This window comes from Stenotrophomonas sp. YJH_SMC_120 (assembly GCF_059368675.1).
This window is the reverse complement of sequence record NZ_JCAFRY010000004.1, coordinates 252,584-279,506: the sequence shown is the minus strand read 5'-3', so window position 1 is coordinate 279,506 and position 26,923 is coordinate 252,584. Positions and strand designations below refer to the sequence as shown.

The 26,923-nt window shown below is 64.8% G+C and carries 23 protein-coding genes and 3 tRNA genes; all 26 read left to right on the top strand.

What is annotated here, in order from left to right; genetic code table 11:
- Positions 1-638: 638 nt before the first annotated feature.
- The 26 genes from tpiA to pnp all read left to right on the top strand — a co-directional run bounded on the left by tpiA (position 639) and on the right by pnp (position 26,822).
- Positions 639-1,394, top strand: a complete 756-nt coding sequence (tpiA, locus tag AC5P60_RS08690; RefSeq protein ID WP_033835605.1) for a triose-phosphate isomerase — start codon at positions 639-641, stop codon at positions 1,392-1,394.
- A 31-nt stretch (positions 1,395-1,425) separates the two neighbouring features.
- Positions 1,426-1,863 (top strand): preprotein translocase subunit SecG, encoded by a 438-nt coding sequence (gene secG / locus AC5P60_RS08685; protein ID WP_005410465.1) that lies wholly within the window; start codon positions 1,426-1,428, stop codon positions 1,861-1,863.
- Positions 1,864-1,914: 51 nt separating this feature from the next.
- Positions 1,915-1,999: transfer RNA gene (locus AC5P60_RS08680), tRNA-Leu, on the top strand.
- A gap of 111 nt (positions 2,000-2,110) precedes the next feature.
- On the top strand, positions 2,111-2,467 hold the full coding sequence (locus tag AC5P60_RS08675) for an NADH-quinone oxidoreductase subunit A (protein WP_005414075.1): 357 nt from the start codon (positions 2,111-2,113) through the stop codon (positions 2,465-2,467).
- A complete protein-coding gene (locus AC5P60_RS08670) occupies positions 2,458-3,012 on the top strand; it encodes a NuoB/complex I 20 kDa subunit family protein (RefSeq protein WP_005410463.1) in 555 nt (184 codons plus the stop codon). The genes AC5P60_RS08675 and AC5P60_RS08670 overlap by 10 nt, the downstream gene beginning before the upstream one ends.
- 33 nt (positions 3,013-3,045) lie before the next feature.
- Entirely contained in the window at positions 3,046-3,795 is a 750-nt protein-coding gene (locus tag AC5P60_RS08665; protein WP_005410462.1) for an NADH-quinone oxidoreductase subunit C, read from the top strand.
- The gene (locus tag AC5P60_RS08660; protein WP_033835604.1) at positions 3,792-5,099 is read left to right on the top strand and encodes an NADH-quinone oxidoreductase subunit D; all 1,308 of its coding nucleotides are present in this window, start codon (positions 3,792-3,794) and stop codon (positions 5,097-5,099) included. Before AC5P60_RS08665 ends, AC5P60_RS08660 begins: the two co-directional genes overlap by 4 nt.
- Before the next feature lie 97 nt (positions 5,100-5,196).
- Positions 5,197-5,724: an NADH-quinone oxidoreductase subunit NuoE gene (nuoE, locus tag AC5P60_RS08655; protein ID WP_005410460.1), complete on the top strand. Its 528-nt coding sequence runs from the start codon at positions 5,197-5,199 to the stop codon at positions 5,722-5,724.
- 4 nt (positions 5,725-5,728) lie between these two features.
- Positions 5,729-7,069, top strand: coding sequence for an NADH-quinone oxidoreductase subunit NuoF (gene nuoF / locus AC5P60_RS08650; RefSeq protein WP_010486436.1), 1,341 nt, complete (start codon positions 5,729-5,731; stop codon positions 7,067-7,069).
- Entirely contained in the window at positions 7,066-9,300 is a 2,235-nt protein-coding gene (gene nuoG, locus AC5P60_RS08645) for an NADH-quinone oxidoreductase subunit NuoG (RefSeq protein ID WP_049453191.1), read from the top strand. Before nuoF ends, nuoG begins: the two co-directional genes overlap by 4 nt.
- Complete coding sequence (gene nuoH, locus AC5P60_RS08640) at positions 9,297-10,391, top strand: NADH-quinone oxidoreductase subunit NuoH (protein ID WP_005410457.1); 1,095 nt, start codon at positions 9,297-9,299, stop codon at positions 10,389-10,391. Before nuoG ends, nuoH begins: the two co-directional genes overlap by 4 nt.
- A 4-nt stretch (positions 10,392-10,395) precedes the next feature.
- The gene (gene nuoI, locus AC5P60_RS08635; protein WP_005410456.1) at positions 10,396-10,884 is read left to right on the top strand and encodes an NADH-quinone oxidoreductase subunit NuoI; all 489 of its coding nucleotides are present in this window, start codon (positions 10,396-10,398) and stop codon (positions 10,882-10,884) included.
- A 9-nt stretch (positions 10,885-10,893) separates the two neighbouring features.
- Positions 10,894-11,550 (top strand): NADH-quinone oxidoreductase subunit J, encoded by a 657-nt coding sequence (locus AC5P60_RS08630; protein WP_033835602.1) that lies wholly within the window; start codon positions 10,894-10,896, stop codon positions 11,548-11,550.
- Positions 11,547-11,852 carry an NADH-quinone oxidoreductase subunit NuoK gene (nuoK, locus tag AC5P60_RS08625; RefSeq protein ID WP_005410454.1) on the top strand — a complete coding sequence of 102 codons (306 nt, stop codon included), beginning with the start codon at positions 11,547-11,549 and terminating at the stop codon, positions 11,850-11,852. The genes AC5P60_RS08630 and nuoK overlap by 4 nt, the downstream gene beginning before the upstream one ends.
- A gap of 7 nt (positions 11,853-11,859) precedes the next feature.
- Complete coding sequence (nuoL, locus tag AC5P60_RS08620; protein ID WP_111108821.1) at positions 11,860-14,013, top strand: NADH-quinone oxidoreductase subunit L; 2,154 nt, start codon at positions 11,860-11,862, stop codon at positions 14,011-14,013.
- A 23-nt stretch (positions 14,014-14,036) separates the two neighbouring features.
- Complete coding sequence (locus tag AC5P60_RS08615) at positions 14,037-15,545, top strand: NADH-quinone oxidoreductase subunit M (protein WP_033835600.1); 1,509 nt, start codon at positions 14,037-14,039, stop codon at positions 15,543-15,545.
- 15 nt (positions 15,546-15,560) lie between these two features.
- Complete coding sequence (gene nuoN, locus AC5P60_RS08610; protein WP_005410451.1) at positions 15,561-17,021, top strand: NADH-quinone oxidoreductase subunit NuoN; 1,461 nt, start codon at positions 15,561-15,563, stop codon at positions 17,019-17,021.
- Between the two features lie 129 nt (positions 17,022-17,150).
- Positions 17,151-17,227, top strand: a tRNA-Met gene (locus tag AC5P60_RS08605).
- An 82-nt stretch (positions 17,228-17,309) separates the two neighbouring features.
- Positions 17,310-17,386, top strand: a tRNA-Met gene (locus tag AC5P60_RS08600).
- A 366-nt stretch (positions 17,387-17,752) separates the two neighbouring features.
- Positions 17,753-18,343 carry a ribosome maturation factor RimP gene (gene rimP, locus AC5P60_RS08595; protein ID WP_005410450.1) on the top strand — a complete coding sequence of 197 codons (591 nt, stop codon included), beginning with the start codon at positions 17,753-17,755 and terminating at the stop codon, positions 18,341-18,343.
- A 4-nt stretch (positions 18,344-18,347) separates the two neighbouring features.
- The gene (gene nusA / locus AC5P60_RS08590) at positions 18,348-19,859 is read left to right on the top strand and encodes a transcription termination factor NusA (RefSeq protein ID WP_005410449.1); all 1,512 of its coding nucleotides are present in this window, start codon (positions 18,348-18,350) and stop codon (positions 19,857-19,859) included.
- 92 nt (positions 19,860-19,951) lie between these two features.
- The gene (infB, locus tag AC5P60_RS08585) at positions 19,952-22,597 is read left to right on the top strand and encodes a translation initiation factor IF-2 (RefSeq protein ID WP_483693303.1); all 2,646 of its coding nucleotides are present in this window, start codon (positions 19,952-19,954) and stop codon (positions 22,595-22,597) included.
- Between the two features lie 132 nt (positions 22,598-22,729).
- Entirely contained in the window at positions 22,730-23,113 is a 384-nt protein-coding gene (gene rbfA / locus AC5P60_RS08580; RefSeq protein WP_005410447.1) for a 30S ribosome-binding factor RbfA, read from the top strand.
- 107 nt (positions 23,114-23,220) lie between these two features.
- A complete protein-coding gene (gene truB / locus AC5P60_RS08575) occupies positions 23,221-24,129 on the top strand; it encodes a tRNA pseudouridine(55) synthase TruB (protein WP_049462111.1) in 909 nt (302 codons plus the stop codon).
- Positions 24,130-24,301: 172 nt separating this feature from the next.
- A complete protein-coding gene (rpsO, locus tag AC5P60_RS08570; RefSeq protein ID WP_005410445.1) occupies positions 24,302-24,562 on the top strand; it encodes a 30S ribosomal protein S15 in 261 nt (86 codons plus the stop codon).
- Positions 24,563-24,713: 151 nt separating this feature from the next.
- Positions 24,714-26,822 carry a polyribonucleotide nucleotidyltransferase gene (gene pnp / locus AC5P60_RS08565; RefSeq protein ID WP_005410444.1) on the top strand — a complete coding sequence of 703 codons (2,109 nt, stop codon included), beginning with the start codon at positions 24,714-24,716 and terminating at the stop codon, positions 26,820-26,822.
- Positions 26,823-26,923: the final 101 nt, after the last annotated feature.

Sequence of the window (26,923 nt, the reverse complement as noted above, 5' to 3'; positions counted from 1 at the left end):
CAGGACACGCCGTGAACCCCCAGACCGGCCCAGCCGCTGGCGGCTGTGCGTTCGGGCGCTTGCGAAGCAGTGCTTCGCAAGCAAAGCGCCCTCACCCCTGGGGGCTCGATGGCGCCATCCATGGCGCCAACGGTCCTGCCAACCCACACCTCCCCGCCTTCGACAGTTTCCCGGTGACGGTGGGTAAATCGCGATTCCCGGTGGGTGTCGACCTTGGTCGACGCGGTAGATCCACGCCATGCGTGGATGAGATATCTCTGTTCGAAGTGGGGTAGGGGTTGGTCCAGCCAGCAGCAACCCGGAATGCAGCTTTTGCCTTTGCTCTTGCTCTTCTTTTTTCTTTCCGTGGCGGGCGGAACCGCCGGACTGTGTCAGAGGCCGGGCGGGTGGGGATGGCGGGGGTGTCCGCGGCATGGATGCCGCGGCCAAGCCCTCAGGGACGGGTTTACGGCGACCCCCGGCATCCCCACCCGCCCGGCCAAGCTCACCAATCCAACCCGTGATACGCGACCGAACCCGCCCCCCGCCACGGGGGGCTGCGCCGTTGGCTGAAAATCCATGTAACCGCTTACAAGGAAACGGATTTTTGCCGCAGCAGGTATCATGACCGGCTGACTTCATACAGGAGCCACCCGCTCATGCGCCGCAAGATCGTCGCCGGAAACTGGAAGCTGCATGGCAGCCGTCAATTCGCCAATGAACTGCTGGGGCAGGTGGCTGCCGGGCTGCCGCTGGAGGGGGTGGACGTGGTGATCCTGCCGCCGCTGCCGTACCTGGGGGAGCTGGTCGAGGACTTCGGCGAGACCGGCCTGGCCTTTGGCGCGCAGGACGTGAGCAGCAACGAGAAGGGCGCCTACACCGGCGAGGTCTGCGCGGCCATGCTGGTCGAGGTCGGGGCCCGCTATGGCCTGGTCGGCCATTCCGAGCGCCGCCAGTACCACCACGAGAGCAGCGAGCTGGTCGCGCGCAAGTTCGCCGCCGCCCAGCACGCCGGCCTGGTGCCGGTGCTGTGCGTGGGCGAGACCCTGGAACAGCGCGAGGCCGGGCAGACCGAAGCGGTCATCGCCAGCCAGCTGGCACCGGTGCTGGAGCTGGTCGGCGCGGCCGGTTTCGCCCGGGCCGTGGTCGCCTATGAGCCGGTCTGGGCCATCGGTACCGGCCGTACCGCCACCAAGGAGCAGGCACAGCAGGTGCACGCGTTCATCCGTGGCCAAGTCGCGCGTATCGATGCTAGAATCGCTGATTCACTGCCCATTGTTTACGGCGGTAGCGTGAAGCCCGACAATGCCGGGGAACTGTTCGCGCAGCCGGATGTCGATGGTGGGCTGGTCGGCGGCGCCTCCCTGGTGGCCGCGGACTTCCTGGCCATCGCAAGGGCGGCGGCCGCGAACTAATCCTAGAAGTATTGTCCGAGGGCGGTTTCCAATGCTGATGTTGATCCTCAATGTCGTCTACGTGCTGGTCGCTGTGGCCATGATCGCGCTGATCCTGATGCAGCGTGGCTCGGGTGCGGCGGCGGGTTCGGGCTTTGGTGCCGGCGCCTCGGGTACGGTGTTCGGTGCGCGTGGCGCCTCGAACTTCCTGTCCAAGTCGACCAAGTGGCTGGCCGTCGTGTTCTTCGGCATCAGCCTCTTCATGGCCTGGTATGCCGGTCATGGCAGTCGTCCGGCGGCCGACCAGGATCTGGGCTTGATGTCCGCTCCGGCGGCGGTCGCTCCGGCGGCTCCGGCAGGCGAATTGCCGGCCGTTCCGAAGGCTGATGCGGTCCCGGCCGCCCCGGTTCCGGCCGCGAATGTGCCGGCTCAGGCGGAATCTTCGGTTTCTGGTGAAGAAAAGCCTTCGGAAGGCTCCCAGAAACACTGAAGCCGGTTACAATACGCGGCGCATCGGGAAGATAGTCTGATGTGATCGTTTGCCCAGGTGGCGGAATTGGTAGACGCACTACCTTGAGGTGGTAGCGACTTAGGTCGTAGGGGTTCGAGTCCCCTCTTGGGCACCATTTGTAAGTAAAGCGGGTTCACCTGGCGCGCAAAGCGCCAGGTAGATTCCCGTCCACTCCCCCATGCCAAAGCGCCTGCAGGCGCAGCGGCAGAGGCAAGAGAGAATCGCTGTGCTGGCCGAATATTTGCCGTCTCTGCTGTTTCTGATCGTTGCCACCGGTATCGGCATTACGCTGATGCTGGTTGGTCGATTCCTCGGTCCCCGCCGCCCCGATCTGGAAAAGCTGTCGCCGTACGAGTGCGGCTTCGAGGCCTTCGAAGACGCGCGCATGAAGTTCGACGTGCGCTACTACCTGATCGCGATCCAGTTCATCGTCTTCGACCTGGAAATCATCTTCATCGTGCCGTGGACCCAGGTCTTCATGGAGCTGGGCGCGCGTTCGCTCGTCACCATGGGTCTGTTCGTCGGCATGCTGTTCCTCGGTTTCATTTACGTCTGGAAGAAGGGAGCGCTGGAATGGGAGTGATTCAGACTCTCGATGGCCTCATGAACAACCCCACGCCGGAAGGCCGGGTTGATGACATCCTGCGGCCGGAAGGCGACAACCCGCTGCTGGAAAAGGGCTTCGTCACCACCAGCGTCGATGCACTGCTGAACTGGGCGCGCACCGGCTCGATGTGGCCGATGACCTTCGGTCTGGCCTGCTGCGCGGTCGAGATGATGCACGCCGGCGCCGCGCGCCTGGACCTTGACCGCTACGGCGTGGTGTTCCGCCCGTCGCCGCGCCAGTCCGACGTGATGATCGTGGCCGGTACCCTGGTCAACAAGATGGCCCCGGCGCTGCGCAAGGTCTACGACCAGATGCCGGACCCGAAGTGGGTCATCTCGATGGGTAGCTGCGCCAATGGTGGCGGCTATTACCACTACTCCTATTCTGTCGTGCGCGGCTGTGATCGCGTGGTGCCGGTGGACGTCTACGTCCCGGGTTGCCCGCCGACCGCCGAGGCGCTGGTGTACGGGATCCTGCAGCTGCAGAAGAAGATCTGGCGTACACAGACCATCGCCCGCTGACCCCTTCACCTGACAAGAGCGCGCCAAGCCCCCATGGCAGAGCAAGCATCCTTCATCGACCGACTCTCCGCACGTTTCGCTGGTGCGAAGGTCATCGTGGTCGAACCCCGCGGCGAAGTGACGCTGGAAGTGCCTGCCGCCGAGTGGCACGCCACCGCCCTGGCGCTGCGTGACGAGTTTGGTTTCGAGCAGGCCGTGGATCTCTGCGGCGTCGATTACCTGGGTTATGGCTCCGACGAATGGGACACCGCCGACGTGTCCTCGCAGGGCTTCAGCCGTGGCGTCGAAGGCAAGGCCCAGGGCCGTTTCGCGTGGGGTGAGTTCCCCACCGAGGAGAACGGTGCCGACGGTGCCCGCCCGCAGCACATGCCGACCCAGCGTTTCGCCGTGGTCGCCCAGCTGCGCTCATACCAGCACAACCTGATGATGCACCTGCGCTGCTTCGCCCCTGACGAAGCACTGCCGGTGGTGTCCTCGCTGACCGGCATCTGGCCGGGCCTGAACTGGTTCGAGCGCGAAGCGTTCGACCTGTACGGCGTGATCTTCGAAGGCCACCCGGACCTGCGCCGGATCCTGACCGACTACGGTTTCGTCGGCCATCCGTTCCGCAAGGACTTCCCGCTGATCGGCAATGTCGAAGTCCGCTACGACGAAGAAAAGAAGCGCGTGATCTACGAACCGGTCACCTCGGTGGAGCCGCGTGTCGGCGTGCCGCGCGTGATCCGCGATGACGCCCGTCTGCAGACCGCAGAAGGTGAGCGCGCGCAGGAGGCAGTGAAGTGAGCCACGTACACCAGGCCGGCGAAGCATTCGCCAGCAACGCCGCTGAAAGCCGGCAGGAAATCCGCAACTACACCATGAACTTCGGCCCGCAGCATCCGGCCGCTCACGGTGTGTTGCGCCTGATCCTGGAAATGGACGGCGAAACCATCATGCGCGCCGACCCGCACGTGGGTCTGCTGCACCGTGGTACCGAAAAGCTGGCCGAGTCCAAGCCGTTCAACCAGTCGATCGGTTACATGGATCGCCTGGATTACGTGTCGATGATGTGCAACGAGCACGCCTACGTGCGCGCGATCGAGACCCTGATGGGCATCGAGGCGCCGGAGCGTGCGCAGTACATCCGCACCATGTACGACGAGATCACCCGCATCCTCAACCACCTGATGTGGCTGGGCTCCAACGCGCTCGACCTGGGTGCGATGGCGGTGATGCTGTACGCCTTCCGCGAGCGCGAAGAGCTGATGGACTGCTATGAAGCAGTCTCCGGCGCACGCATGCACGCGGCGTACTACCGTCCGGGCGGTGTCTACCGCGACCTGCCGGACCACATGCCAAAGTACAAGGAGTCGCGCTGGCACAAGGGCAAGGCGCTGAAGCAGCTCAATGCTTCGCGCGAGGGCTCGCTGCTGGACTTCCTGGAGAACTTCACCGTCGAGTTCCCCAAGCGCATCGACGAATACGAAACCCTGCTGACCGACAACCGTATCTGGAAGCAGCGTACCGTCGGCATCGGCGTGGTGACACCGGAACTGGCGCACCAGTGGGGCATGACCGGCGTGATGCTGCGTGGCTCGGGCGTCGCCTGGGACCTGCGCAAGAAGCGCCCGTACGCCAAGTACGATGCCGTCGATTTCGACATCCCGCTGGGCAAGGAAGGCGACTGCTACGACCGCTACCTGGTCCGCGTTGCCGAAATGCGCGAGTCCAACCGCATCATCAAGCAATGCGTGGCATGGCTGAAGGCCAACCCCGGCCCGGTCATGGTCAAGAACTTCAAGGTCGCTCCGCCCAGGCGCGAGGACATGAAGGACGACATGGAAGCGCTGATCCACCACTTCAAGCTGTTCAGCGAAGGCTACTGCGTGCCGGCCGGCGAGACCTACTCGGCGGTGGAAGCCCCGAAGGGCGAGTTCGGCTGCTACCTGGTCTCCGATGGCGCCAACAAGCCGTTCCGCGTGCACCTGCGTGCGCCGGGCTTCGCCCACCTGTCCTCGATCGATTCGGTCGTGCGCGGCCACATGCTGGCCGACGTGGTGGCGATGATCGGTACCTACGACCTGGTGTTCGGCGAGGTTGACCGGTAATGCCGTCCGCCACGCCAACGCCCGCTGCAGGCAGCCGGCGCAAGCCGGCGCCGCAGTTTCTGGAATTTCACGTTATGCATTTCGCTGAGGTCGGCCGATGAAGGCGACAGGTAATTTCGAGGCGGCGCGCGACGTCGACCCGATGGTGGTGCTGAGCGACAAGACCCGCGCTCACATCGATCACTGGCTGTCCAAGTTCCCGCCGGACCGCAAGCGCTCTGCCGTGCTGCAGGGCCTGCATGCGGCCCAAGAGCAGAACCAGGGCTGGCTGACCGACGAGCTGATCGCCGGCGTGGCCAAGTACCTCGACCTGCCGCCGGTGTGGGCCTACGAGGTCGCCAGCTTCTACTCGATGTTCGAGACCGAGAAGGTGGGCCGCAACAACGTGGCCATCTGCACCAACATCAGCTGCTGGCTCAATGGCGCCGAGGACATCGTCCGCCATTGCGAGAAGAAGCTGGGCATCAAGCACGGTGAATCGACCCCGGACGGCCGCGTCTACCTCAAGCGCGAGGAAGAGTGCCTGGCCGGCTGCGGTGGCGCGCCGATGATGGTCATCAACGGTCACTACCATGAGCGTCTGACCCTGGAAAAGGTCGACGAGCTGCTGGACGGGCTGGAGTAAGGGCATGGCACATCACCACGAATCCAAGGGTCCGGTCGGTCCCGCGCCGCTGCCGCACCAGGTGGTCTACACCACCCTGCATTACGACACCCCGTGGTCGTACGAAAGCTACCTGAAGACCGGTGGCTACGCCGCCCTGCGCAAGATCCTCGAAGAGAAGATCCCGCCGGAGCAGGTCATCGAGATGGTCAAGGCCTCGGGCCTGCGCGGCCGCGGTGGCGCAGGCTTCCCGACCGGCCTGAAGTGGTCCTTCATGCCCAAGGGCAACATGCAGAAGTACATCCTCTGCAACTCGGACGAATCCGAGCCGGGCACCTGCAAGGACCGCGACATCCTGCGCTACAACCCGCATTCGGTGGTGGAAGGCATGGCGATCGCCTGCTACGCCACCGGTTCGACCGTGGGTTACAACTACCTGCGCGGTGAGTTCCACCACGAGCCGTTCGAGCACTTCGAGCAGGCCTTGGCCGACGCCTATGCGAACGGCTGGCTGGGCAAGAACATCCTCGGCAGTGGCGTGGACATCGACATCTACGGCGCGCTGGGCGCCGGCGCGTACATCTGCGGCGAAGAAACCGCGCTGATGGAATCGCTGGAGGGCAAGAAGGGCCAGCCGCGCTACAAGCCGCCGTTCCCGGCCAATTTCGGCCTGTATGGCAAGCCGTCGACGATCAACAACACCGAAACCTATGGTTCGGTGCCGGCGATCATCCGCAACGGTCCGGAGTGGTTCAAGGGCCTGAGCCTGACCGCCAACGGCGGTCCTAAGTGCTTCTCGGTGTCCGGCTGCGTGCAGAATGGCGGCAACTTCGAAGTGCCGCTCGGCACCAAATTCCACGACCTGCTGGAAATGGCCGGTGGCCTGCGTCCGGGCCGCACGCTGAAGGGCGCGATCCCGGGCGGCGTGTCGATGCCGGTGCTGACCGCGGCCGAGCTGAAGGACCTGCCGATGGACTACGACACCATCCGCGCGCTGGGCTCCGGCCTGGGTTCGGGTGCGATCGTGGTGCTGGACGACAGCGTCTGCTGCGTCAAGTTCGCCTGCCGTATCAGCCAGTTCTTCCACAAGGAATCCTGTGGCCAGTGCACCCCGTGCCGCGAGGGCACCGGCTGGATGCACCGCGTGCTGGAGCGCATCGTCGCCGGCAAGGCCACGATGGAAGACCTGCACCAGCTGAAGGCGGTGGCCGGCCAGATCGAAGGCCACACCATCTGTGCGTTCGGTGAAGCGGCTGCATGGCCCATCCAGGGCTTCCTGCGCCAGTTCTGGGACGAATTCGAGTACTACATCGTCAACGGTCATTCGATGGTTGACGGCAAGAAGGTGGAGGCAGCCGCCGCATGAGCGCGCAACCCGTAAACCCGAACGTGCCACCGGATCACGTGACCATCGAAATCGATGGCAAGTCCCTGGTCGTGCCCAAGGGTTCGATGATCATCCAGGCGGCCGACAAGGCCGGCATTTCGATTCCGCGCTTCTGCTACCACGAGAAGCTGCCGATCGCCGCCAACTGCCGCATGTGCCTGGTGGACGTGGAAAAGTCGCCGAAGCCGGCGCCGGCCTGCGCCACTCCGGTGATGGATGGCATGAAGGTCGCCACCCGCAGCGAGAAGGCACTGAAGTTCCAGCGCTCGGTGATGGAGTTCCTGCTCATCAACCACCCGCTGGACTGCCCGATCTGCGACCAAGGCGGCGAGTGCGAACTGCAGGACGTCTCGCTGGGCTATGGCCGTTCGGTCAGCCGCTTCAACGAGCGCAAGCGCGTGGTCCCGGACGAGGACATGGGCCCGCTGGTCGCCACCGAGATGACCCGCTGCATCCAGTGCACCCGCTGCGTCCGCTTCACCGCCGACGTCGCCGGTACCTACGAACTGGGTGGCATGTACCGCGGTGAGAACCTGCAGATCGGTACCTTCGACGGCAAGCCGCTGACCACCGAACTGTCCGGCAATGTCGTCGACGTCTGCCCGGTCGGCGCACTGACCAACAAGGTGTTCCAGTTCCGCGCCCGCCCGTGGGAACTGACCGCGCGCGAATCGCTGGGCTACCACGACGCGATGGGTTCGAACCTGTTCCTGCACGTGCGTCGCGGCGAAGTGCTGCGCACCGTGCCGCGCGACAACGAAGCGGTGAACGAGTGCTGGCTGTCCGACCGTGACCGCTACTCGCACCAGGGCCTGTACAGCGAAGACCGTGCGGTCAAGCCGCTGCGCAAGGTCAATGGCGAGTGGAAGGAAGTGAGCTGGGCCGAAGGCCTGGCCGCGGCCGCCGAGATCCTCAAGGCCAACCAGGGCGACAACCTGGGCGTGCTGGTGCATCCGTCCACCTCGAACGAGGAAGGCGCGCTGCTGGCCCGCCTGGCCAAGGGCCTGGGCTCGAGCAATATCGACCACCGCATCAACAACCGTGATTTCTCCGACGCTGCAACCGCCGAAGTGTTCGGCCTGCCGCTGGCCGAAATCGAAGGTGCCGATCGCATCGTCGTTCTGGGCAGCAACATCCGCCACGAACTGCCGCTGCTGCACGCCCGCCTGCGCAAGGCGCAGACCACCAAGGGCGCGAAGATCCACGTCGTCAATCCGGTCGACTTCGACTTCGCCTTCAGTATTGCCGGCAAGCAGATCGTTGCACCGTCGAAGTTCGTCGACGCGCTGGCCAACGCCGAGCTGCGTTCGGCGGTGCAGGGCGGCAACAACACCGTGCTGATCGTCGGTGGCATCGCCGAAAACCACCCGCAGGCTGCCGCCATCCGCGCCGCCGCGCGTGACTTCGCCGCCGCCACCGGTGCCAAGCTGTGCCGCATCCCGCAGGGCGCCAACGCCGTGGGCCTGACCCGCGCCGGCGTGCTGCCGGCCGGCAAGGACGTCGCCGCGATGCTGGCGCAGCCGCGCCAGGCCTACGTGGTGTACGGCCTGGAGCCGGGCCTGGATTTCGCCGATGCACCTGCCGCGCGCAAGGCGCTGGCCGGTGCCCAGGTGGTGGCCTTCAGCCAGTTCGCCTGTGCCTCGACCCGCGACGTCGCCGACGTGATCCTGCCGATCGGTGCGCTGCCGGAAATCGACGCCACCCTGACCAACCTCGATGGTCGCGAGCAGTCGGCCCGTGCCGGCGGCAAGCTGCCGGGCGAGGCCCGTGAAGGCTGGCGCGTGCTGCGCGCCCTGGGCGGCGACATGGCGCTGACCGGTTTCGACTTCACCGACCTTGCCGGCCTGCGTGCCAGCCTGGCCCCGGTGTCGGTCACCGTTGCCGCTTCGGCGCAGCCGGTGGTTGCCGGCGAAGGCCTGGAAGTGGCTTCGACCGCCGCGATCTACCGCACCGATGCGGTGGTCCGTCGCGCCCCGGCGCTGCAGTCGCATCCGCTCAACAACGCCCCGCGCATCGTGCTGAACGCTGAAGATGCCGCTCGCCTGCAGCTGCAGGAAGGGCAGATGGCCAAGGTCGGCACCGATGCCGGCAAGGCCACCCTGCCGGTGGTGGTCGACGCCCGCGTCGCTGCGGGTTCGGTCTGGATTGAATCGGGCCACGGCGCGACCGCGCCGCTGGGTGCCGCTCGCGTAACGGTGGTGGCTGCATGAACGAATTGCTGTTGAACGCGGTCGACCCGCTGCACCAGTGGCTGCTTGGCCTCGGTGACATCGGCGCGCTGATCTGGATCATCCTGAAGATCCTGGTGATCACCGTTCCGGTAATCATCTCAGTGGCCTTCTACGTGGTCTGGGAACGCAAGCTGATCGGCTGGATGCACGTCCGCCACGGCCCGATGTACGTGGGCATGGGCATCTTCCAGGCCTTTGCCGACGTCTTCAAGCTGCTGTTCAAGGAAGTGGTCCAGCCGAGCAGCGCCAACAAGGCGATCTACCTGCTGGCCCCGCTGATCACCCTGGCCCCGGCCTTCGCGGCCTGGTCGGTGGTCCCCTTCGATTCGCAGATCGTGCTGTCCAATGCCAACGCCGGCCTGCTGTACCTGCTGGCGATGACCTCGCTGGGCATCTACGGCATCATCCTGGCCGGTTGGGCGTCCAACTCGAAGTACGCGTTCCTGGGTGCCATGCGCGCCTCGGCGCAGATGATCAGCTACGAAATCGCCATGGGCTTCGCCTTGGTCGGCGTGATGATCGCCGCTGGCAGCCTGAACCTGAGCAATATCGTGATGGCGCAGGCCGGCAGCTCCGGCTTCTTCGACTGGTTCCTGCTGCCGCTGTTCCCGCTGTTCGTCATCTACTGGGTGTCGGGCGTGGCTGAAACCAACCGCGCGCCGTTCGACGTGGTGGAAGGCGAATCGGAAATCGTCGCCGGCCACATGGTCGAATACTCCGGCGGTGCCTTCGCGCTGTTCTTCCTGGCCGAATACGCGAACATGATCCTGATCAGCTTCCTGATCTCGATCTTCTTCCTCGGCGGCTGGCTGAGCCCGGTCCAGGGCTGGGTCAACTTCGGCGATGTCTCGCCGCTGGTCGACTGGATCTGGAAGGGCGGCGCACCGTGGCTGTTCGTCAAGGTGTTCTTCTTCGCCAGTGCCTACATCTGGTTCCGTGCCAGCTTCCCGCGCTTCCGCTACGACCAGATCATGCGCCTGGGCTGGAAGGTCTTCATCCCGCTGGCCATTCTGTGGATCGCGGTTACCGCCGTCATGGTGTTCTTCGGCGTGATTCAAAAGGGCGTCTAAAGTGATGAACAGGATTACCCATTACTTCAAGAGCCTGCTGCTGCTCGAACTGCTGGCGGGCCTCTGGCTGACGCTGAAGTACAGCTTCAAGCCGAAGTACACGATGATGTACCCGATGGAGAAGTTCCCGCAGTCGCCGCGCTTCCGTGGCCTGCACGCGCTGCGCCGCTACCCTAACGGCGAAGAGCGCTGCATTGCCTGCAAGCTGTGCGAAGCGGTGTGCCCGGCCCTGGCCATCACCATCGATTCGGCCAAGCGCGAGGACGGCACCCGCCGCACCACCCGCTACGACATCGACCTGTTCAAGTGCATCTTCTGCGGCTTCTGCGAAGAAAGCTGCCCGGTGGACTCGATCGTCGAAACCCACATCCTCGAGTACCACTTCGAGAACCGTGGCGAAAACATCGTTACCAAGCCGCAGCTGCTGGCCCTTGGCGATCGTCTCGAAAACGAGATCGCCGAGCGTCGTGCCGCCGATGCCGCTTACCGCTGAGGTCGAGAGATGGATTGGGTAAATATCGCTTTCTGGGTGTTCGCCATCGCGGCAACGGTTTCGGCCGGTGCGGTGATCAGCGTGCGCAACCCGGTGCATGCAGTGCTGTGCCTGGTGCTGACCTTCTTCTCCATTGCCTGCGTGTGGCTGCTGGTGGGCGCCGAGTTCCTCGGCGTGGCGCTGGTGCTGGTCTACGTCGGCGCGGTGATGGTGCTGTTCCTGTTCGTGGTGATGATGCTGGACATCGACCCCAGCAAGATGCGTGAAGGCTGGGTGCGTTACCTGCCGGTCGGCCTGATCGTGGCAGTGGCGATGCTGGTGCAGATGCTGATCCTGATCGGCGTGAAGGGCAGGGCGGTCGCTCCGTTCCCGGCCGACAACGCCGCTGCGGTCGCTGCCGACAGCTCCAACGTCACCTGGCTGGCGCGCACGCTGTTCACCGAATACCTGCTGCCGTTCGAGTTCGCCGCCGTCATCCTGACCGTGGCCGTGGTCGCCGCCGTGATGCTGACCCTGCGTCGCCGTACCGGCGTGAAGAGCCAGAACCCGGGTGAGCAGACCATGGTCAAGGCCGGCCAGCGCCTGCGCATGGTCAAGATGGGCGCCGAAGCACCGGTCGTGCACAGCAACAGCAAGCCGGCCACCGGCGAGGAGACCCAGCCGTGATTACCCTTGGCCACATGCTTGCGCTTGGCGCGGTGCTGTTCGCCATCAGCCTGGCCGGCATCTTCCTCAACCGGAAGAACGTCATCGTCCTGCTGATGTCGATCGAGCTGATGCTGCTGTCGGTGAACATCAATTTCGTCGGCTTCTCGCGTCAGCTGGGCGATCCGTCCGGCCAGCTGTTCGTGTTCTTCATCCTGACCGTCGCCGCCGCGGAAGCCGCCATCGGCCTGGCGATCCTGGTGACCCTGTTCCGTACCCGCCGCACGATCAATGTCGGCGAAGTCGATTCGTTGAAGGGCTGATCCACAGATGGAAATCACTCTCTCCAAGAGTCTGTTGATCGCAGTGGTGCTTGCACCGCTGTTCGGCAGCATCATCGCCGGCCTGTTCGGTCGCCAGGTCAAGCGCTTCGGCGCGCAGACCATCACCATCCTCGGCGTCGCGGTAGCCTGCGGCCTGTCGATGTACACGTTCTACCAGCTGATGTGGGGCGGCGCGCAGCCGTTCAACCAGAACATCTACACGTTCTTCGAAGTCGGCCAGTATTCGGCGCACGTCGGCTTCATGGTCGACAAGCTGACCGCGATGATGATGGTGGTGGTGACCTTCGTGTCGCTGCTGGTCCACATCTACACGATCGGCTACATGCAGGACGACCCGGGCTACCAGCGGTTCTTCAGCTACATCTCGCTGTTCACCTTCTCGATGCTCACCCTGGTGATGAGCAACAACTTCCTGCAGCTGTTCTTCGGCTGGGAAGCGGTGGGCCTGGTGTCGTACCTGCTGATCGGCTTCTGGTTCAAGCGCCCGACCGCGATCTTCGCCAACATGAAGGCGTTCCTGGTCAACCGCGTCGGTGACTTCGGCTTCCTGCTGGGCATCGCTGGCGTGCTGTGGGTGTTCGGCACCCTGGACTACTCGCAGGTGTTCTCGCAGGCCGGCATGCTGGCTGACCCGCGCGCCCAGCTGCAGATCTGGGACGGCACGATCCTGGGCATGCAGCTGCTGAACGAGCCGGTGATCTGGTCGATCGCCACCGTCATCTGCATCTGCCTGTTCATCGGCGCCATGGGCAAGTCGGCCCAGGTCCCGCTGCACGTGTGGCTGCCGGACTCGATGGAAGGCCCGACCCCGATCTCGGCACTGATCCACGCCGCGACGATGGTGACCGCCGGTATCTTCATGGTCACCCGCATGTCGCCGCTGTTCGAGCTGTCGCAGACGGCGCTGAACTTCGTGCTGTTCATCGGTGCCACCACCGCGTTCTTCACCGGCCTGATCGGCATCGTGCAGAACGACATCAAGCGCGTCGTCGCGTACTCCACGCTGTCGCAGCTGGGCTACATGACCGTCGCCCTGGGCGTGTCGGCCTACTCGGCCGCCGTGTTCCACCTGATGACCCACGCCTTCTTCAAGGCCCTGCTGTTCCTGGGCGCCGGCTCGGTCATCATCGCGATGCACCACGAGCAGGACATGCGCAAGATGGGCGGCCTGCGCAAGTACATGCCGATCACCTTCATCACCATGTGGATCGGTACGCTGGCCCTGGTTGGTACGCCGTTCTTCTCCGGCTTCTACTCGAAGGACACCATCATCGAGGCGGCCGAGATCCACGCCCACATGCAGAACAGCTGGGTGGCCACCTATGGCTACTGGGCCGTGCTGGGTGGCGTGCTGGTGACCAGCTTCTACAGCTTCCGTCTGCTGTTCATGACCTTCCACGGCAAGGAGCGTTTCCGCGACGCGCACGACGATCATGGCCACGGCCATGACGATCACCACGCCGCCGATGCCCACCATGGCGATGCCCATGACGACCACGGCCACGGTCCGCATGAACCGCATGAAACCCCGTGGGTGGTGACCCTGCCGCTGATCCTGCTGGCCATCCCGTCGATCGCCATTGGTTTCTTCAGCATCGGTCCGATGCTGCACGGCACCGACTGGGCCGGCCACCATGCGCACGAGGCGATCAAGGGCCAGGCACAGACGTTCTTCACCGGCATCGTCGACTTCTACGATCCGGCCAAGAACACCGTCGCGTTCCTGGGTGAAGAGTTCCATGGCCCGGTGGCGTTCGCGCTGCACGGCATGATGCTGCCGCCGTTCTGGCTGACCCTGGCGGGCTTCCTGCTGGCTGCGCTGTTCTACCTGTGGAAGCCGGACCTCTCGGGCAAGGCGCGCAAGACCTTCGCCCCGATCGTCTCGGTGCTGGAAAACAAGTACGGCTTCGACAAGCTGTGGATCGATGGCTTTGCCGGTGGCAGCGTCAAGCTGGGCAAGGTCTCGCGCTGGATCGACAGCAACATCGTCGACGGCGTGGTCAATCTTTCGGCACGTGTTGTGGACGTTGCAGCCGGCGTGCTGCGTCGTACCCAATCCGGTTTCCTCTATCACTACGCCTTCGCGATGATCATCGGCCTGATTGCCCTGCTGGGCGTGCTGATGCATTACCTGCGTTGATGACCTGTACGGAATAAGAAGACGTGTCGAACTGGCCTCTACTCAGTGTCCTCATCTGGCTGCCGATCATCGGTGGCGCCCTGATCCTTGCGATCCGTGATGCACAGACTGCCCGCTGGGCGTCGCTGGGCGTCGCGGTGCTCACCTTCGTTGCAAGCCTCTCGCTGCTGGGCGGCTACAACGCGGGCATCGACGGCCTGCAGTTCGTCGAGACCCATGCCTGGATCCCGGCGTACAAGATCGGCTACAACCTGGGCGTGGACGGCATTGCCGTGGCGCTGATCCTGCTGACCACCCTGGTCAGCGTGCTTGCCCTGATCGGCGCCTGGAGCGCCATCGACAAGCGCGTCAACCAGTACGTGGCGGCCTTCCTGATCCTGGAAGGCGTCACCGTCGGCATCTTCGCCGCGACGGACGCGATGCTGTTCTACGTGTTCTTCGAAGCCATGCTGATCCCGATGTTCCTGATCATCGGTGTCTGGGGTGGCCCGCGCCGCATCTACGCAGCACTGAAGTTCTTCCTGTACACCTTCCTCGGCTCGGTGCTGATGCTGGTGGCGCTGATCTACCTGTACATGAAGGGCGGCAGCTTCCAGCTGGCCGACCTGTACGCGCTGCCGCTGTCGGCCAAGGAACAGACCTGGATCTTCTTTGCCTTCCTGATCGCCTTCGCGGTCAAGGTGCCGATGTTCCCGGTCCACACCTGGCTGCCGGACGCCCACGTGGAAGCGCCGACCGCCGGTTCGGTGATCCTGGCCGCCATCGCCCTGAAGATCGGTGGCTACGGCTTCCTGCGCTTCAACCTGCCGATCGTCCCGGACGCGTCGCAGGAATGGGCCTGGCTGGTGATCGCGCTGTCGCTGATCGCGGTGATCTACGTCGGCCTGGTCGCCCTGGTGCAGGACGACATGAAGAAGCTGATCGCCTATTCGTCGATCGCGCACATGGGCTTCGTCACCCTGGGCACCTTCATCGCCCTGTGGCTGGTGCGTGAAGCCGGCAACGCCGATGCTGCCCGCCTGGGCCTGCAGGGCGCCATGGTGCAGATGATCTCGCACGGCTTCGTGTCCGGTGCGATGTTCTCCTGTGTCGGCGTGCTGTACGACCGCATGCACAGCCGCCGCATCGCCGATTACGGCGGCGTGGTCAACGTGATGCCGTGGTTCGCCACCTTCGCCATGCTGTTCTTCATGGCCAATGCGGGCCTGCCGGGCACCAGCGGTTTCGTCGGCGAGTTCATGGTCATCCTGTCGGCCTTCCAGCGTAATCCGTGGATCGCACTGGGCGCGGCCACCACCCTGATCATCGGCGCCGCCTACACCCTGTGGCTGTACAAGCGCATCTTCTTCGGCGAAGTGGCCAACAGCCACGTGGCCGAACTGAAGGACATCAACGGCCGCGAATGGCTGGTGCTGGGCGTGTTCGCCATCGGCGTGCTGGCCCTGGGCATCTACCCCAAGCCGCTGACCGACCTGATGGAGCCCTCGATCGCGAAGCTGGCGATGCAGATCGCATCCAGCAAGCTGCTGTAATTCCAGGATTTGATGATGACCACCTCGCCGCTGCTGCCATTGACCGCCGCTGACCTGCCACCGCTCGCTCCCGAGCTGGTGCTGATCGGCAGCGCCTTCGCCCTGATGATCCTCGACCTGTTCGTCAGCAACCGGAACAAGATCGTCACCCACCTGTTCTCGCTCGCTGCGCTGGCCGTGGTGCTGTTCATGCTGGCCACCGGCGTGGGCGGGCAGGGCGAGGTCTTCCATGGCATGTTCGTGCGCGATACTGCCGCGGACGTGATGAAGACCGGGATCGTGCTGCTCAGCGGCCTGACCCTGGTCTACGGCTGGCGCTACCTGCGTGACCGCAACCTGTTCCAGGGCGAGATCCCGGTGCTGATCCTGTTCGGCACCGCCGGCATGATGATCCTGGTCTCGGCCGGCAGCCTGCTGATGGTCTACCTGGGCCTGGAGCTGCTGGCGCTGTGCTCCTACGCACTGGTTGCCAGCAACCGTGAGAACGGTCTGGCCTCGGAAGCAGCGATGAAGTACATCGTGCTGGGTTCGCTGGCCTCGGGCCTGCTGCTGTACGGCATGTCGCTGATCTACGGCGCCACCGGCAGCCTGCACCTGGACGTCATCCGTGACGCCATCCCGCACTCGGAAGAGCGCGTGCTGCTGATCACCGGTGCGGTGTTCATGATCGCCGGCGTCGCCTTCAAGCTGGGCGCCGCACCGTTCCACATGTGGCTGCCGGACGTGTACCAGGGTGCCCCGGCACCGATCGCACTGTTCATCAGCTCGGCGCCGAAGCTGGCCGCCTTCGGCATGGCCTACCGCCTGCTGGAAATGGGCGTGGGTCCGCTGTCGACTGAACTGCAGCTGCTGATCGCCGGCCTGGCCGCGGTCTCGCTGGTCATCGGCAACCTGATGGCCATCGCGCAGAGCAACCTCAAGCGCATGCTGGCGTTCTCCACCGTCTCGCACATCGGCTTCCTGCTGATGGGCATCGCCGGTGGTGGCGCGCAGGGCTATGCCGCCGCGCTGTTCTACGCACTGGCCTACGCCATCATGTCCACCGCCGCCTTCGGCGCGATCATCGCGCTGTCGCGTGCCGGTTTCGAAGCCGAGAACATCGAGGACTTCAAGGGCCTCAATGCCCGCAACCCGTGGATGGCCGGCCTGGTGCTGTGCATCATGGCGTCGCTGGCCGGCATTCCGCCGTTCCTGGGCTTCTGGACCAAGCTGGCGGTGCTGGGCGCGGCCGTCAACGGGGGCCTGCTGTGGCTGGCCATCCTCGGCGTGCTGTGTGCCGTGGTCGGCTGCTTCTACTACCTGCGCGTCATCAAGGTCATGTACTTCGATGAGCCGGTGGGCGAGGCCATGCCGCGCAGCAACGACCGCGTGCTGGGCCTGGTGCTGGGCGTGAACGCGCTGGCGCTGCTGGCGCTGGGCCTGGCCTGGAACCCGATCATGGTCTGGTGCCAGCAGGCATTTGCGCATCTTGCATAAAAGTTGACACAAAGCTGCGCGATTCGTGTAATATGCGCAGCCTGAGTTGTCACTGCAGCGGTTCAGCCAGAACATCGTTGCGGTCGCCCTCCTCGAAAGAGAGCAGGGCAGCAGTTCAAACACTACCGGTGCGGGGTGGAGCAGTCTGGCAGCTCGTCGGGCTCATAACCCGAAGGTCGCAGGTTCAAATCCTGCCCCCGCTACCAACTTCAGATCGGCGCCAACCGGTTTGATGAATGAGGGAAAGCTTGCATTTTTTGGAGCCAACGCTCATAATTCCGCTTCTGATGCGGGGTGGAGCAGTCTGGCAGCTCGTCGGGCTCATAACCCGAAGGTCGCAGGTTCAAATCCTGCCCCCGCTACCAAGTAAAGAGATCGCCTTCGAAGTCCTGCTTCGAAGGCGTTTTTCTTTGGGTGGCTGCGTCGTTTCTGCGTGATCGGGGTCAGCTCCCTTTTCCGCGGGAAAGGGATCTGACCCCGGGCCCGCACCTTGCACCAGCGCGGTGCAGCCGCTATCATCAGCGGCCTAGCAGTACCCCTGAAGGCGGCCTCCCGGCGGGAGTCCGGACCCGGAAGGAGGGCCGCAACCGGCAGGCACTGCAGGTTGCAACCGGAATCCAGTCACCGGAGTCTTTCCGGAAAAGGGGCCCAGCGGGCCCTTTGTCGTTTCCGGGGCGTCATGTTTTCACGCCGGCCAAGGCCGGCACCCAACCAAGAGATCAAGGCAGGCTGTGAGCGACAAGGCAACCGACATCGCGAATCTGCTCGCCCCGACCGTTGTGTCGCTGGGCCTGGAGCTGCTGGGCGTTGAGTATCTGCCGGCCCCCGGCGGTGCGACCCTGCGCCTTTACATCGACGTGCCGCTGGCTGAACAGCCCGAGCGCATCATCAATGTCGACGACTGCGAGCGGGTCAGCCGCGAAGTGTCGGCGCAGCTGGACGTCGAAGACCCGATCAGCGGCAATTACACGCTGGAAGTGTCCTCGCCGGGCGTGGATCGCCCGCTGTTCAACCTGGAGCAGTTCGCTCGCCACCAGGGTGAATCGGCCAAGGTCACGCTGAAGCTGCCGCAGGACAACCGTCGTCGCCTGCAGGGCCGTATCGAAGCGACCGACGAGGCCGCAGGCACCATCACCTTCATCGTCGACAAGACCGAAGTGGTGGTGTCGGCCGACAACATCGACAAGGCACGGATCATGCCCGACTGGGTGGCGCTGGGGCTGGCCCCGAGCAAGCCGACCGGTCCGGCGCCGAAGCGTCCGAAGCCGAACACGAATTCTTCTTCCAACGAGCCGGCGGCAAAGAAGCCGCGCGCGGAGTGAGCCAATGAGCAAGGAACTGTTGCTGGTAGTCGACGCGGTCGCCAACGAGAAGGGCGTGCCGCGTGAAGTGATCTTCGATGCCATCGAGGCCGCCCTGGCCTCGGCAGCGAAGAAGCGCTATCCCGACGAGGAAGTGCTGACCCGCGTGGTCATCGACCACAAGGATGGCAGCTACGAAACCTTCCGCCGCTGGGAAGTGGTGGCCGACGACGTGGTCATGGAATCGCCGGACCGCCAGATCCGCCTGATGGACGCCGTCGACGAGGCCGAAGGCGTGGACGTCGGCGACTACATCGAAGAGCAGATCGAGAACCCGGACTTCGGCCGCATCGCCGCCCAGGCCGCCAAGCAGGTCATCGTCCAGCGCGTGCGCGAAGCCGAGCGCCAGCAGGTCGTGGATGCGTGGAAGGATCGCGTCGGCGAACTGATCACCGGTGTGGTCAAGCGCGCCGAGCGCGGCAACATCTATGTCGACCTCGGTGGCAATGCCGAAGGCTTCATTCCGAAGGACAAGGGCATTCCGCGCGACGTGCTGCGCGCCGGTGACCGCGTGCGCGGCTACCTGGCCGAAGTCCGTTCGGAACCCCGTGGCCCGCAGCTGTTCATCAGCCGCGCCGCCCCGGAATTCATGATCGAGCTGTTCAAGCTGGAAGTGCCGGAAGTCGGCCAGGGCCTGGTGGAAATCAAGGCCTGCGCCCGTGATCCGGGCGACCGCGCCAAGATCGCCGTGCTCGCCCACGACCAGCGCACCGATCCGATCGGTGCCTGCATCGGCATGCGCGGTTCGCGCGTGCAGGCCGTGTCCAACGAGCTCAATGGCGAGCGCGTGGACATCGTGCTGTGGAACGACAACCCGGCCAACTTCGTCATCAACGCGATGGCGCCGGCCGAAGTGCAGTCGATCATCGTCGATGAAGACAAGCACTCGATGGACCTGGCCGTTGCCGAAGACCGCCTGGCCCAGGCGATCGGCAAGGGCGGCCAGAACGTGCGCCTGGCCAGCCGCCTGACCGGCTGGCAGCTCAACGTGATGACCCAGGACCAGGTCACCGCCAAGTCGGAGGCCGAGCAGGCTTCGGCCCGCCAGCTGTTCATGGACAAGCTGGAAGTGGACGAGGAAATCGCCGGCATCCTGGTCAGCGAAGGCTTCGGCACCGTCGAGGAAATCGCGTATGTCCCGGTCGGCGAACTGCTGGCCGTGGAAGGTTTCGACGAAGACATCGTCGAAGAGCTGCGCGCTCGTGCCCGCGATGCGCTGCTCAATGAGGCCCTGGCAGTCGAAGAAGGCCTTGAAGACGGCCAGCCGGCGCAGGACCTGCTGTCCCTGAAGGGCATGGACGAAGCCACCGCATATGCGCTGGCCGGCCACGGCGTGCGTACCAGCGAGGACCTGTCCGACCTGGCCGCCGACGAGGTCATGGACTTCGGCATCGAAGGACTGGATCAGGCGCGCGCAGCTGCGCTGATCCTGGCCGCCCGTGCCGAAGAGATCGCCCGACTGGAACGCGGCGAATGAGCCGGCAATGAACAGGGCCCTGAGCCGCTCAGGGCGTAGAATCCGCGCCACCTCCAGATGCGGGGGGGCGCCCACAAGATCATAGGATCCGAATGTCGCAGCAAACCACCATCCGCAAGCTTGCCGAACTGGTCAACACGCCGGTCGAAAAACTGCTGGAACAGCTGGCCGGTGCCGGCATGAAGTTCAGCGGTCCCGACCAGGTCGTGACCAGCTCCGAGAAGGTGAAGCTCCTGGGCTTCCTTCGTCGTTCGCACGGCAAGCCCGAGCAGGCCCCGGAAGAGAGCGATCAGTCTGCAAAGAAGATCACGCTCAACCGCCGGAAGCAGCAGGAAGTGACGGTCAATTCCGGTCGCAGCAAGACGACCGTGAATGTCGAGGTGCGCCAGAAGCGCACCTACGTCAAGGATGGTGCGCGCGCCATGACGCCGGACGAAGAGCGCGCCGACATCCTGCGCAAGCTGGAAGAGTCGCGCGCCCGCAACCTCGCCGAACAGCAGGCCCTGGCCGAGAAGGATCGTCTGCGCGACGAAGCCATCGTCCGTGCCCGTGAGGAAGAGATTGCGGCCAAGGAACGCGCAGAGGCCGAGAAGAAGGCTGCCGAGGAAGCTGCGGCCGCCGCCAAGGCTGCCGAGGCACTGGCGGCCACCAAGCCCACGCGCGCTCCGATCGATGAAACCGCGCCGCGTCCGCCGCGCACGCCGGCTGCCGCTCCGGCTGCGCCGCGCAGTGCGCCGCCGCCGCCGCGCAACGACGACCGCAACAACCGCAGCGCGCCGCGCAACGAGCGTGGCCCGGGCGACCGTTTCGCCGGCCAGATGCACCTGTCGGCTGCCGACCGTGCGCGTCGTGGCAACAGCAACAACAGCAACACCCGTGGTCGGCCGGGTGGCCGTAACCAGGCCGGTGGCCGTCGCGACATGTCGCGCGGTGGCAACAATGCCGGCCCGCACGCCTTCGAGCGTCCGACCGCGCCGGTGGTGCGTGAAGTGGCGATCGGCGACACGATCACCGTGGCCGACCTGGCGCAGAAGCTCGCGCTGAAGGGCGGCGAGGTGGTCAAGGCGCTGTTCAAGATGGGCGTGATGGCCACCATCACCCAGTCCATCGACCACGACACCGCCGCGCTGGTGACCGAAGAACTCGGCCACAAGGCGATCCGTGCCAACGACAACGACGCCGAGGACGCACTGCTGGCCTCGACCGGTGAAAACCAGGGCGAAGCCACCCAGCGTCCGCCGGTGGTCACCATCATGGGCCACGTCGACCACGGCAAGACCTCGCTGCTGGATTACATCCGCCGCACCAAGGTCGCCACCGGCGAAGCCGGCGGCATCACCCAGCACATCGGTGCTTACCACGTGGATACGCCGAAGGGCGTGATCAGCTTCCTGGATACCCCGGGCCATGCTGCCTTCACCTCGATGCGTGCCCGCGGCGCCAAGCTGACCGATATCGTGGTGCTGGTCGTGGCCGCCGATGACGGCGTCATGCCGCAGACCAAGGAAGCGATCCAGCACGCCCGTTCGGCGGGTGTGCCGCTGATCGTGGCGATCAACAAGATCGACAAGTCCGACGCCGACCCGATGCGGGTCAAGAACGAACTGCTGTCCGAGCAGGTCGTGGCCGAAGATTTCGGTGGTGACACCCAGATGGTGGAGATCTCGGCCAAGACCGGCCTGGGCATCGACGATCTGCTGGACGCCATCTCGATCCAGGCAGAACTGCTGGAACTGAAGGCCGTCGACGAAGGCCGTGCCTCGGGCGTGGTGATCGAGTCGTCGCTGGACAAGGGCCGCGGCCCGGTCGCTACCGTGCTGGTGCAGCAGGGCCGCCTGAAGAAGGGCGACTACCTGGTGTGCGGCATCCAGTACGGCCGCGTGCGTGCGCTGTTCGACGAAACCGGCAAGCAGCCGGAATTCGCCGGCCCGTCCATCCCGGTGCAGGTCCTGGGCCTGTCCGGCGTGCCGGAAGCCGGTGACGACTTCGTGGTGGTCGAGGACGAGCGTCTGGCCAAGGACGTTGCCCAGCAGCGTGAGACCAAGCGCCGTGAATCTCGCCTGGTCGCCACCGCCGGCAGCCGCATGGAAGACATCATGGCGACCCTGGGCAAGGGCGAGGGCCAGCAGGTCCTCAACCTGGTCATCAAGGCCGACGTGCAGGGTTCGGTGCAGGCCCTCAGCCAGGCGCTGGTGGCGCTGTCCAACGAAGACATCCGCATCAACGTGATCCACTCCGGCGTGGGCGGCATCACCGAATCGGACGCCAACTCGGCGGCCGCTTCGAAGGCCACCGTCATCGGCTTCAACGTGCGTGCGGATGCTTCGGCCCGTCGCATCATCGAATCCAACGGCGTGGACCTGCGCTACTTCTCGATCATCTATGACGTGATCGATCAGGTGAAGCAGGTGGCCTCCGGTCTGCTGGGCGTGGAGATCCGCGAAGAGATCATCGGTATCGCCGAGGTCCGCGACGTGTTCCGCAGCTCCAAGCTGGGCGCCGTTGCCGGCTCGATGGTCATCGAGGGCGTGGTCAGGCGCAACAAGCCGATCCGCGTGCTGCGCGACAGCGTGGTGATCTTCGAGGGCGAGCTGGAATCGCTGCGTCGCTTCAAGGAAAACGTCGAGGAAGTCCGCAACGGTACCGAGTGCGGTATCGCGGTGAAGGCCTACAACGACGTCAAGCCGGGTGACCAGATCGAGTGCTTCGAGCGTATCGAAGTGCCGCGCACCTTGTAATGCTGCAAGGTGGCCCGACCAACGGTCGGGCCCCACCATGGACCTGTAGCGCCCGACGGTTGGTCGGGCGACAATCGAATCAAAGGTAGCGCCCGACCGTTGGTCGGGCGACAACTGAACCAAGAGCTCCTCGTGCCCAAGACTTTCCATCGAACCGACCGTGTCTCCGCCCAGCTGCGCCGTGAACTCGGCACCCTGGTGCACAACGCCGTGCGCGAGCATGGGTTGCCCTCGGTGAGCGTGTCCGACGTGGAAATCACCCGCGACATGGCCCATGCCAAGGTGTTCGTCACCGCGCTGATGCCGGAACGTTCGGCCGAAGCCGTGGCCGGCCTGAAGGAGCTGGGCTACCGCCTGCGCATGGACCTGGCCCGCGCGATGAAGCTGCGCCACGTGCCGGAGCTGCATTTCCACTACGACGACTCGGTCGACCGTGGTGAGCACATCGACAACATCCTGCGCGACCTGCCCGATACGCTGGCCGCGGAGAAGCGTCGCGAGAGCGACGAAGAATAACCGCGTGGCGCCGGGCATGCCCGGCGTTGTTGCATTCCGGCTGCGCGATGTCTGATGCAGACCGCGCTGCGGCAGTCGAGCATGGCTCGACCCTACAAAATTCTGCCATGACCCGAATTCAGTTCCGCCGCCTGGATGGCATCCTGCTGCTCGACAAGTCGACCGGCATGAGTTCCAACGCCGCCCTGCAGGTAGCCCGCCGCCTGTTCCGCGCCGAGAAAGGGGGGCACACCGGCAGCCTTGACCCGCTGGCCACCGGCCTGCTGCCGCTGTGCTTCGGCGAGGCAACCAAGATCGCCGGCCTGCTGCTCGGCTCGGCCAAGGCCTACGACGCCGGGATCGTGCTGGGCCAGACCACCGATACCGACGATGCCGAAGGCCAGGTGCTGCTGCAGCGCCCGGTGCCGGCCATCAGTGCCGAAGCGCTGCAGGCCGCACTGGCGGCGCTGACCGGCAACATCCGCCAGCGTGCCCCGATCTATTCGGCGCTGAAGCAGGGCGGTGAGCCGCTGTATGTGAAGGCCCGCCGCGGCGATGTCATCGAAGCGCCCGAACGCGAGGTGCAGGTACATGCCATCGAGGTGCTGGAGCAGCAGCCGGAACGGTTGCGGCTGCGCGTGACCTGCGGCTCCGGCACCTACATCCGCAGCCTGGCCCGCGACCTGGGCGAGGCGCTGGGCTGTGGTGCCCACATCAGCGCACTGCGTCGGCTCTGGGTCGAGCCGTTCCGTGAGCCGGTGATGGTCACCCTGGACCAGCTGCGGGCGATGGTCGAGGCGGGTGACGAGGCGGGCATGGACGCGCTGCTGCTGCCGCTGGCGGCCGGCCTGGCCGAGTACCCGCGGGTCGACCTGGATGCCGACCAGGCCCACCGCTTCTGCGTCGGCCAGCGCCAGCGCGATCTGTCCTGGCCGCGTGGCCTGGTGGCGGTGTTTGGTCCGGACGACGCTGTCCAGGGCCTGGGCCAGGTCGACGAAAGCGGCCTGCTGGCCCCGCAGCGTCGTTTCAACCTCTGACCGGGCCCGGGCGGTTCAGCCCCGGTCCTTGTCCCGGAAGCCCCCGACCGTTACAATTTCGCGGCCGTTTTCCGGCAGCCTGCCTGGCGCAGGTTTCATCCTCGTAGTCCACGGCGAGCCTGGCGGTGCGCGAAGCGCGTTCCTGCCGGCCACGCATCACAGAGAAAAAGAAATGTCGATCGACACCCAGAAGGTCATTGAAGACAACAAGCGCAGCTCGGCTGACACCGGCTCCCCGGAAGTCCAGGTTGCGCTGCTGACCGCCCGCATCGAACTGCTGACCGGCCACTTCAAGACCCACAAGAAGGACCACCACAGCCGCCGCGGCCTGCTGCAGATGGTCAACCGCCGTCGCAGCCTGCTCGACTACCTGAAGAAGAAGGACGTCGAGCGCTACAAGGCCCTGATCGAGAAGCTTGGCCTGCGTCGCTAAGCAACGAATCCCCCGCGGCGCAGCGATGCGCCGCGGTTTTGTTTTGTAGTACCGCAATCCCCGATTCAGGCCGGAACGATCCGGCCACCCGCTGGCGGCAAGGGTCGCCGACGGTCCAAATTCGCAGACAGCATCCCCAAGGACACCCTCCGTGGCAAAAATCACCAAAACCTTCCAGTACGGCAAGCACACCGTCACGCTTGAGACCGGCGAAGTTGCCCGTCAGGCCAGCGGCGCCGTCATCGTCAAGATGGACGACACCGTACTGCTGGTCACCGCCGTCGCCGCCAAGAGCGCGCGCGAAGGCCAGGACTTCTTCCCGCTGACCGTCGATTATCAGGAAAAGTTCTACGCCGGCGGCCGTATCCCGGGTGGTTTCTTCAAGCGTGAAGGCCGTGCGACCGAGAAGGAAACCCTGATCTCGCGTCTGATCGACCGTCCGATCCGTCCGCTGTTCCCGGAAGACTACAAGAACGAAGTGCAGATCATCGCCACGGTCATGTCGTTGAACCCGGACGTGGACGGCGACATCCCGGCCCTGATCGGTGCCTCGGCTGCCCTGGCCCTGGCCGGCACCCCGTTCATGGGTCCGATCGGCGCTGCCAAGGTCGGTTACAAGAACGGCGAGTACATCCTGAACCCGACCGTCAGCGAACTGGCTGACTCGCAGCTGGAACTGGTCGTCGCCGGTACCTCCAACGCCGTGCTGATGGTTGAATCCGAAGCCGCGCTGCTGTCCGAAGAAGTGATGCTGGGCGCCGTGACCTTCGGTCACCGCGAAATGCAGAAGGTCATCAACGCGATCAACGAGCTGACCGTCGAAGCCGGCACCAAGCCGTCGACCTGGGAAGCCCCGGCCAAGAACGACGCGCTGATCTCCGCCCTGAAGGAAGCCATCGGCCCGCGCCTGGGCGAAGCCTTCCAGGTGCGTGACAAGCTGCAGCGCCGTGACGCCATCTCGGCAATCAAGAAGGACGTGTTCGAAACCCTGGCTGGCCGCGTGGCCGCCGAAGGCTGGAACCCGGCCGAGCTGTCGAAGGAATTCGGCGAGCTGGAATACCGCACCATGCGTGACTCGGTGCTGGACACCAAGGTCCGTATCGACGGCCGTGCGCTGGACACCGTCCGCCCGATCGCCGTGAAGACCGGCGTGCTGCCGCGTACCCACGGTTCCTCGCTGTTCACCCGTGGCGAAACCCAGGCCATCGTGACCATCACCCTGGGCACCGCCCGTGACGGTCAGGTCATCGACGCCGTTGCCGGTGAGTACAAGGAAAACTTCCTGTTCCACTACAACTTCCCCCCGTTCTCGGTGGGTGAGTGCGGCCGCATGATGGGCCCGAAGCGCCGCGAAATCGGCCACGGTCGCCTGGCCAAGCGCGGCGTGCTGGCTGTCATGCCGTCGCTGGAAGCCTTCCCGTACACCATCCGCGTCGTCTCGGAAATCACCGAGTCGAACGGTTCCTCGTCGATGGCCTCGGTCTGCGGCTCGTCGCTGGCCCTGATGGACGCCGGCGTGCCGGTGAAGGCTCCGGTGGCCGGTATCGCCATGGGCCTGGTCAAGGAAGGCGAGCGCTTCGTCGTCCTGTCCGACATCCTGGGTGACGAAGATCACCTGGGCGACATGGACTTCAAGGTCGCCGGTACCGCTGAGGGCATTTCCGCCCTGCAGATGGACATCAAGATCGAAGGCATCACCGAAGAGATCATGAAGCAGGCCCTGCAGCAGGCCAAGGCTGGCCGTCTGCACATCCTGGGCGAAATGGCCCACGGCCTGACCGCTCCGCGTGAAGAGCTGTCGGACTACGCGCCGCGCCTGCTGACCATCAAGATCCACCCGGACAAGATCCGCGAAGTGATCGGCAAGGGTGGTTCGACCATCCAGGCCATCACCAAGGAAACCGGCACCCAGATCGACATCCAGGACGACGGCACCATCGTCATCGCTTCGGTCAACGCCATCGCTGCGCAGGCCGCCAAGGCCCGCATCGAGCAGATCACCTCGGACGTCGAACCGGGCCGCATCTATGAAGGCAAGGTCGCCAAGATCATGGACTTCGGTGCGTTCGTCACCATCCTGCCGGGCAAGGACGGTCTGGTCCACGTGTCGCAGATCTCCAGCGATCGCGTCGAGAAGGTCGGCGACGTGCTGAAGGAAGGCGATGTGGTCAAGGTCAAGGTGCTGGAAGTCGACAAGCAGGGCCGTATCCGCCTGTCGATGAAGGCCGTGGAAGAAGGCGACGCCGCCAGCGCCGAGTAATCGGTATTGCTGATTGTGCGGTGGGTGAGGACCGTTGGTCCTCACGCTTTCGCAAATGAAAAAGCGGGCTTCGGCCCGCTTTTTCTTTGCCTGGAATCCTG

Excerpts from the sequence above, each read along its gene's own strand:
- tpiA (WP_033835605.1), top strand. The coding sequence starts at position 639 with ATGCGCCGCAAGATCGTCGCCGGAAACTGGAAGCTGCATGGCAGCCGT.
- secG (WP_005410465.1), top strand. The coding sequence starts at position 1,426 with ATGCTGATGTTGATCCTCAATGTCGTCTACGTGCTGGTCGCTGTGGCC.
- AC5P60_RS08670 (WP_005410463.1), top strand. The coding sequence starts at position 2,458 with ATGGGAGTGATTCAGACTCTCGATGGCCTCATGAACAACCCCACGCCG.
- AC5P60_RS08665 (WP_005410462.1), top strand. The coding sequence starts at position 3,046 with ATGGCAGAGCAAGCATCCTTCATCGACCGACTCTCCGCACGTTTCGCT.
- nuoE (WP_005410460.1), top strand. The coding sequence starts at position 5,197 with ATGAAGGCGACAGGTAATTTCGAGGCGGCGCGCGACGTCGACCCGATG.
- nuoF (WP_010486436.1), top strand. The coding sequence starts at position 5,729 with ATGGCACATCACCACGAATCCAAGGGTCCGGTCGGTCCCGCGCCGCTG.
- nuoG (WP_049453191.1), top strand. The coding sequence starts at position 7,066 with ATGAGCGCGCAACCCGTAAACCCGAACGTGCCACCGGATCACGTGACC.
- nuoH (WP_005410457.1), top strand. The coding sequence starts at position 9,297 with ATGAACGAATTGCTGTTGAACGCGGTCGACCCGCTGCACCAGTGGCTG.
- nuoI (WP_005410456.1), top strand. The coding sequence starts at position 10,396 with ATGAACAGGATTACCCATTACTTCAAGAGCCTGCTGCTGCTCGAACTG.
- AC5P60_RS08630 (WP_033835602.1), top strand. The coding sequence starts at position 10,894 with ATGGATTGGGTAAATATCGCTTTCTGGGTGTTCGCCATCGCGGCAACG.
- nuoL (WP_111108821.1), top strand. The coding sequence starts at position 11,860 with ATGGAAATCACTCTCTCCAAGAGTCTGTTGATCGCAGTGGTGCTTGCA.
- nuoN (WP_005410451.1), top strand. The coding sequence starts at position 15,561 with ATGACCACCTCGCCGCTGCTGCCATTGACCGCCGCTGACCTGCCACCG.
- nusA (WP_005410449.1), top strand. The coding sequence starts at position 18,348 with ATGAGCAAGGAACTGTTGCTGGTAGTCGACGCGGTCGCCAACGAGAAG.
- infB (WP_483693303.1), top strand. The coding sequence starts at position 19,952 with ATGTCGCAGCAAACCACCATCCGCAAGCTTGCCGAACTGGTCAACACG.
- truB (WP_049462111.1), top strand. The coding sequence starts at position 23,221 with ATGACCCGAATTCAGTTCCGCCGCCTGGATGGCATCCTGCTGCTCGAC.
- rpsO (WP_005410445.1), top strand. The coding sequence starts at position 24,302 with ATGTCGATCGACACCCAGAAGGTCATTGAAGACAACAAGCGCAGCTCG.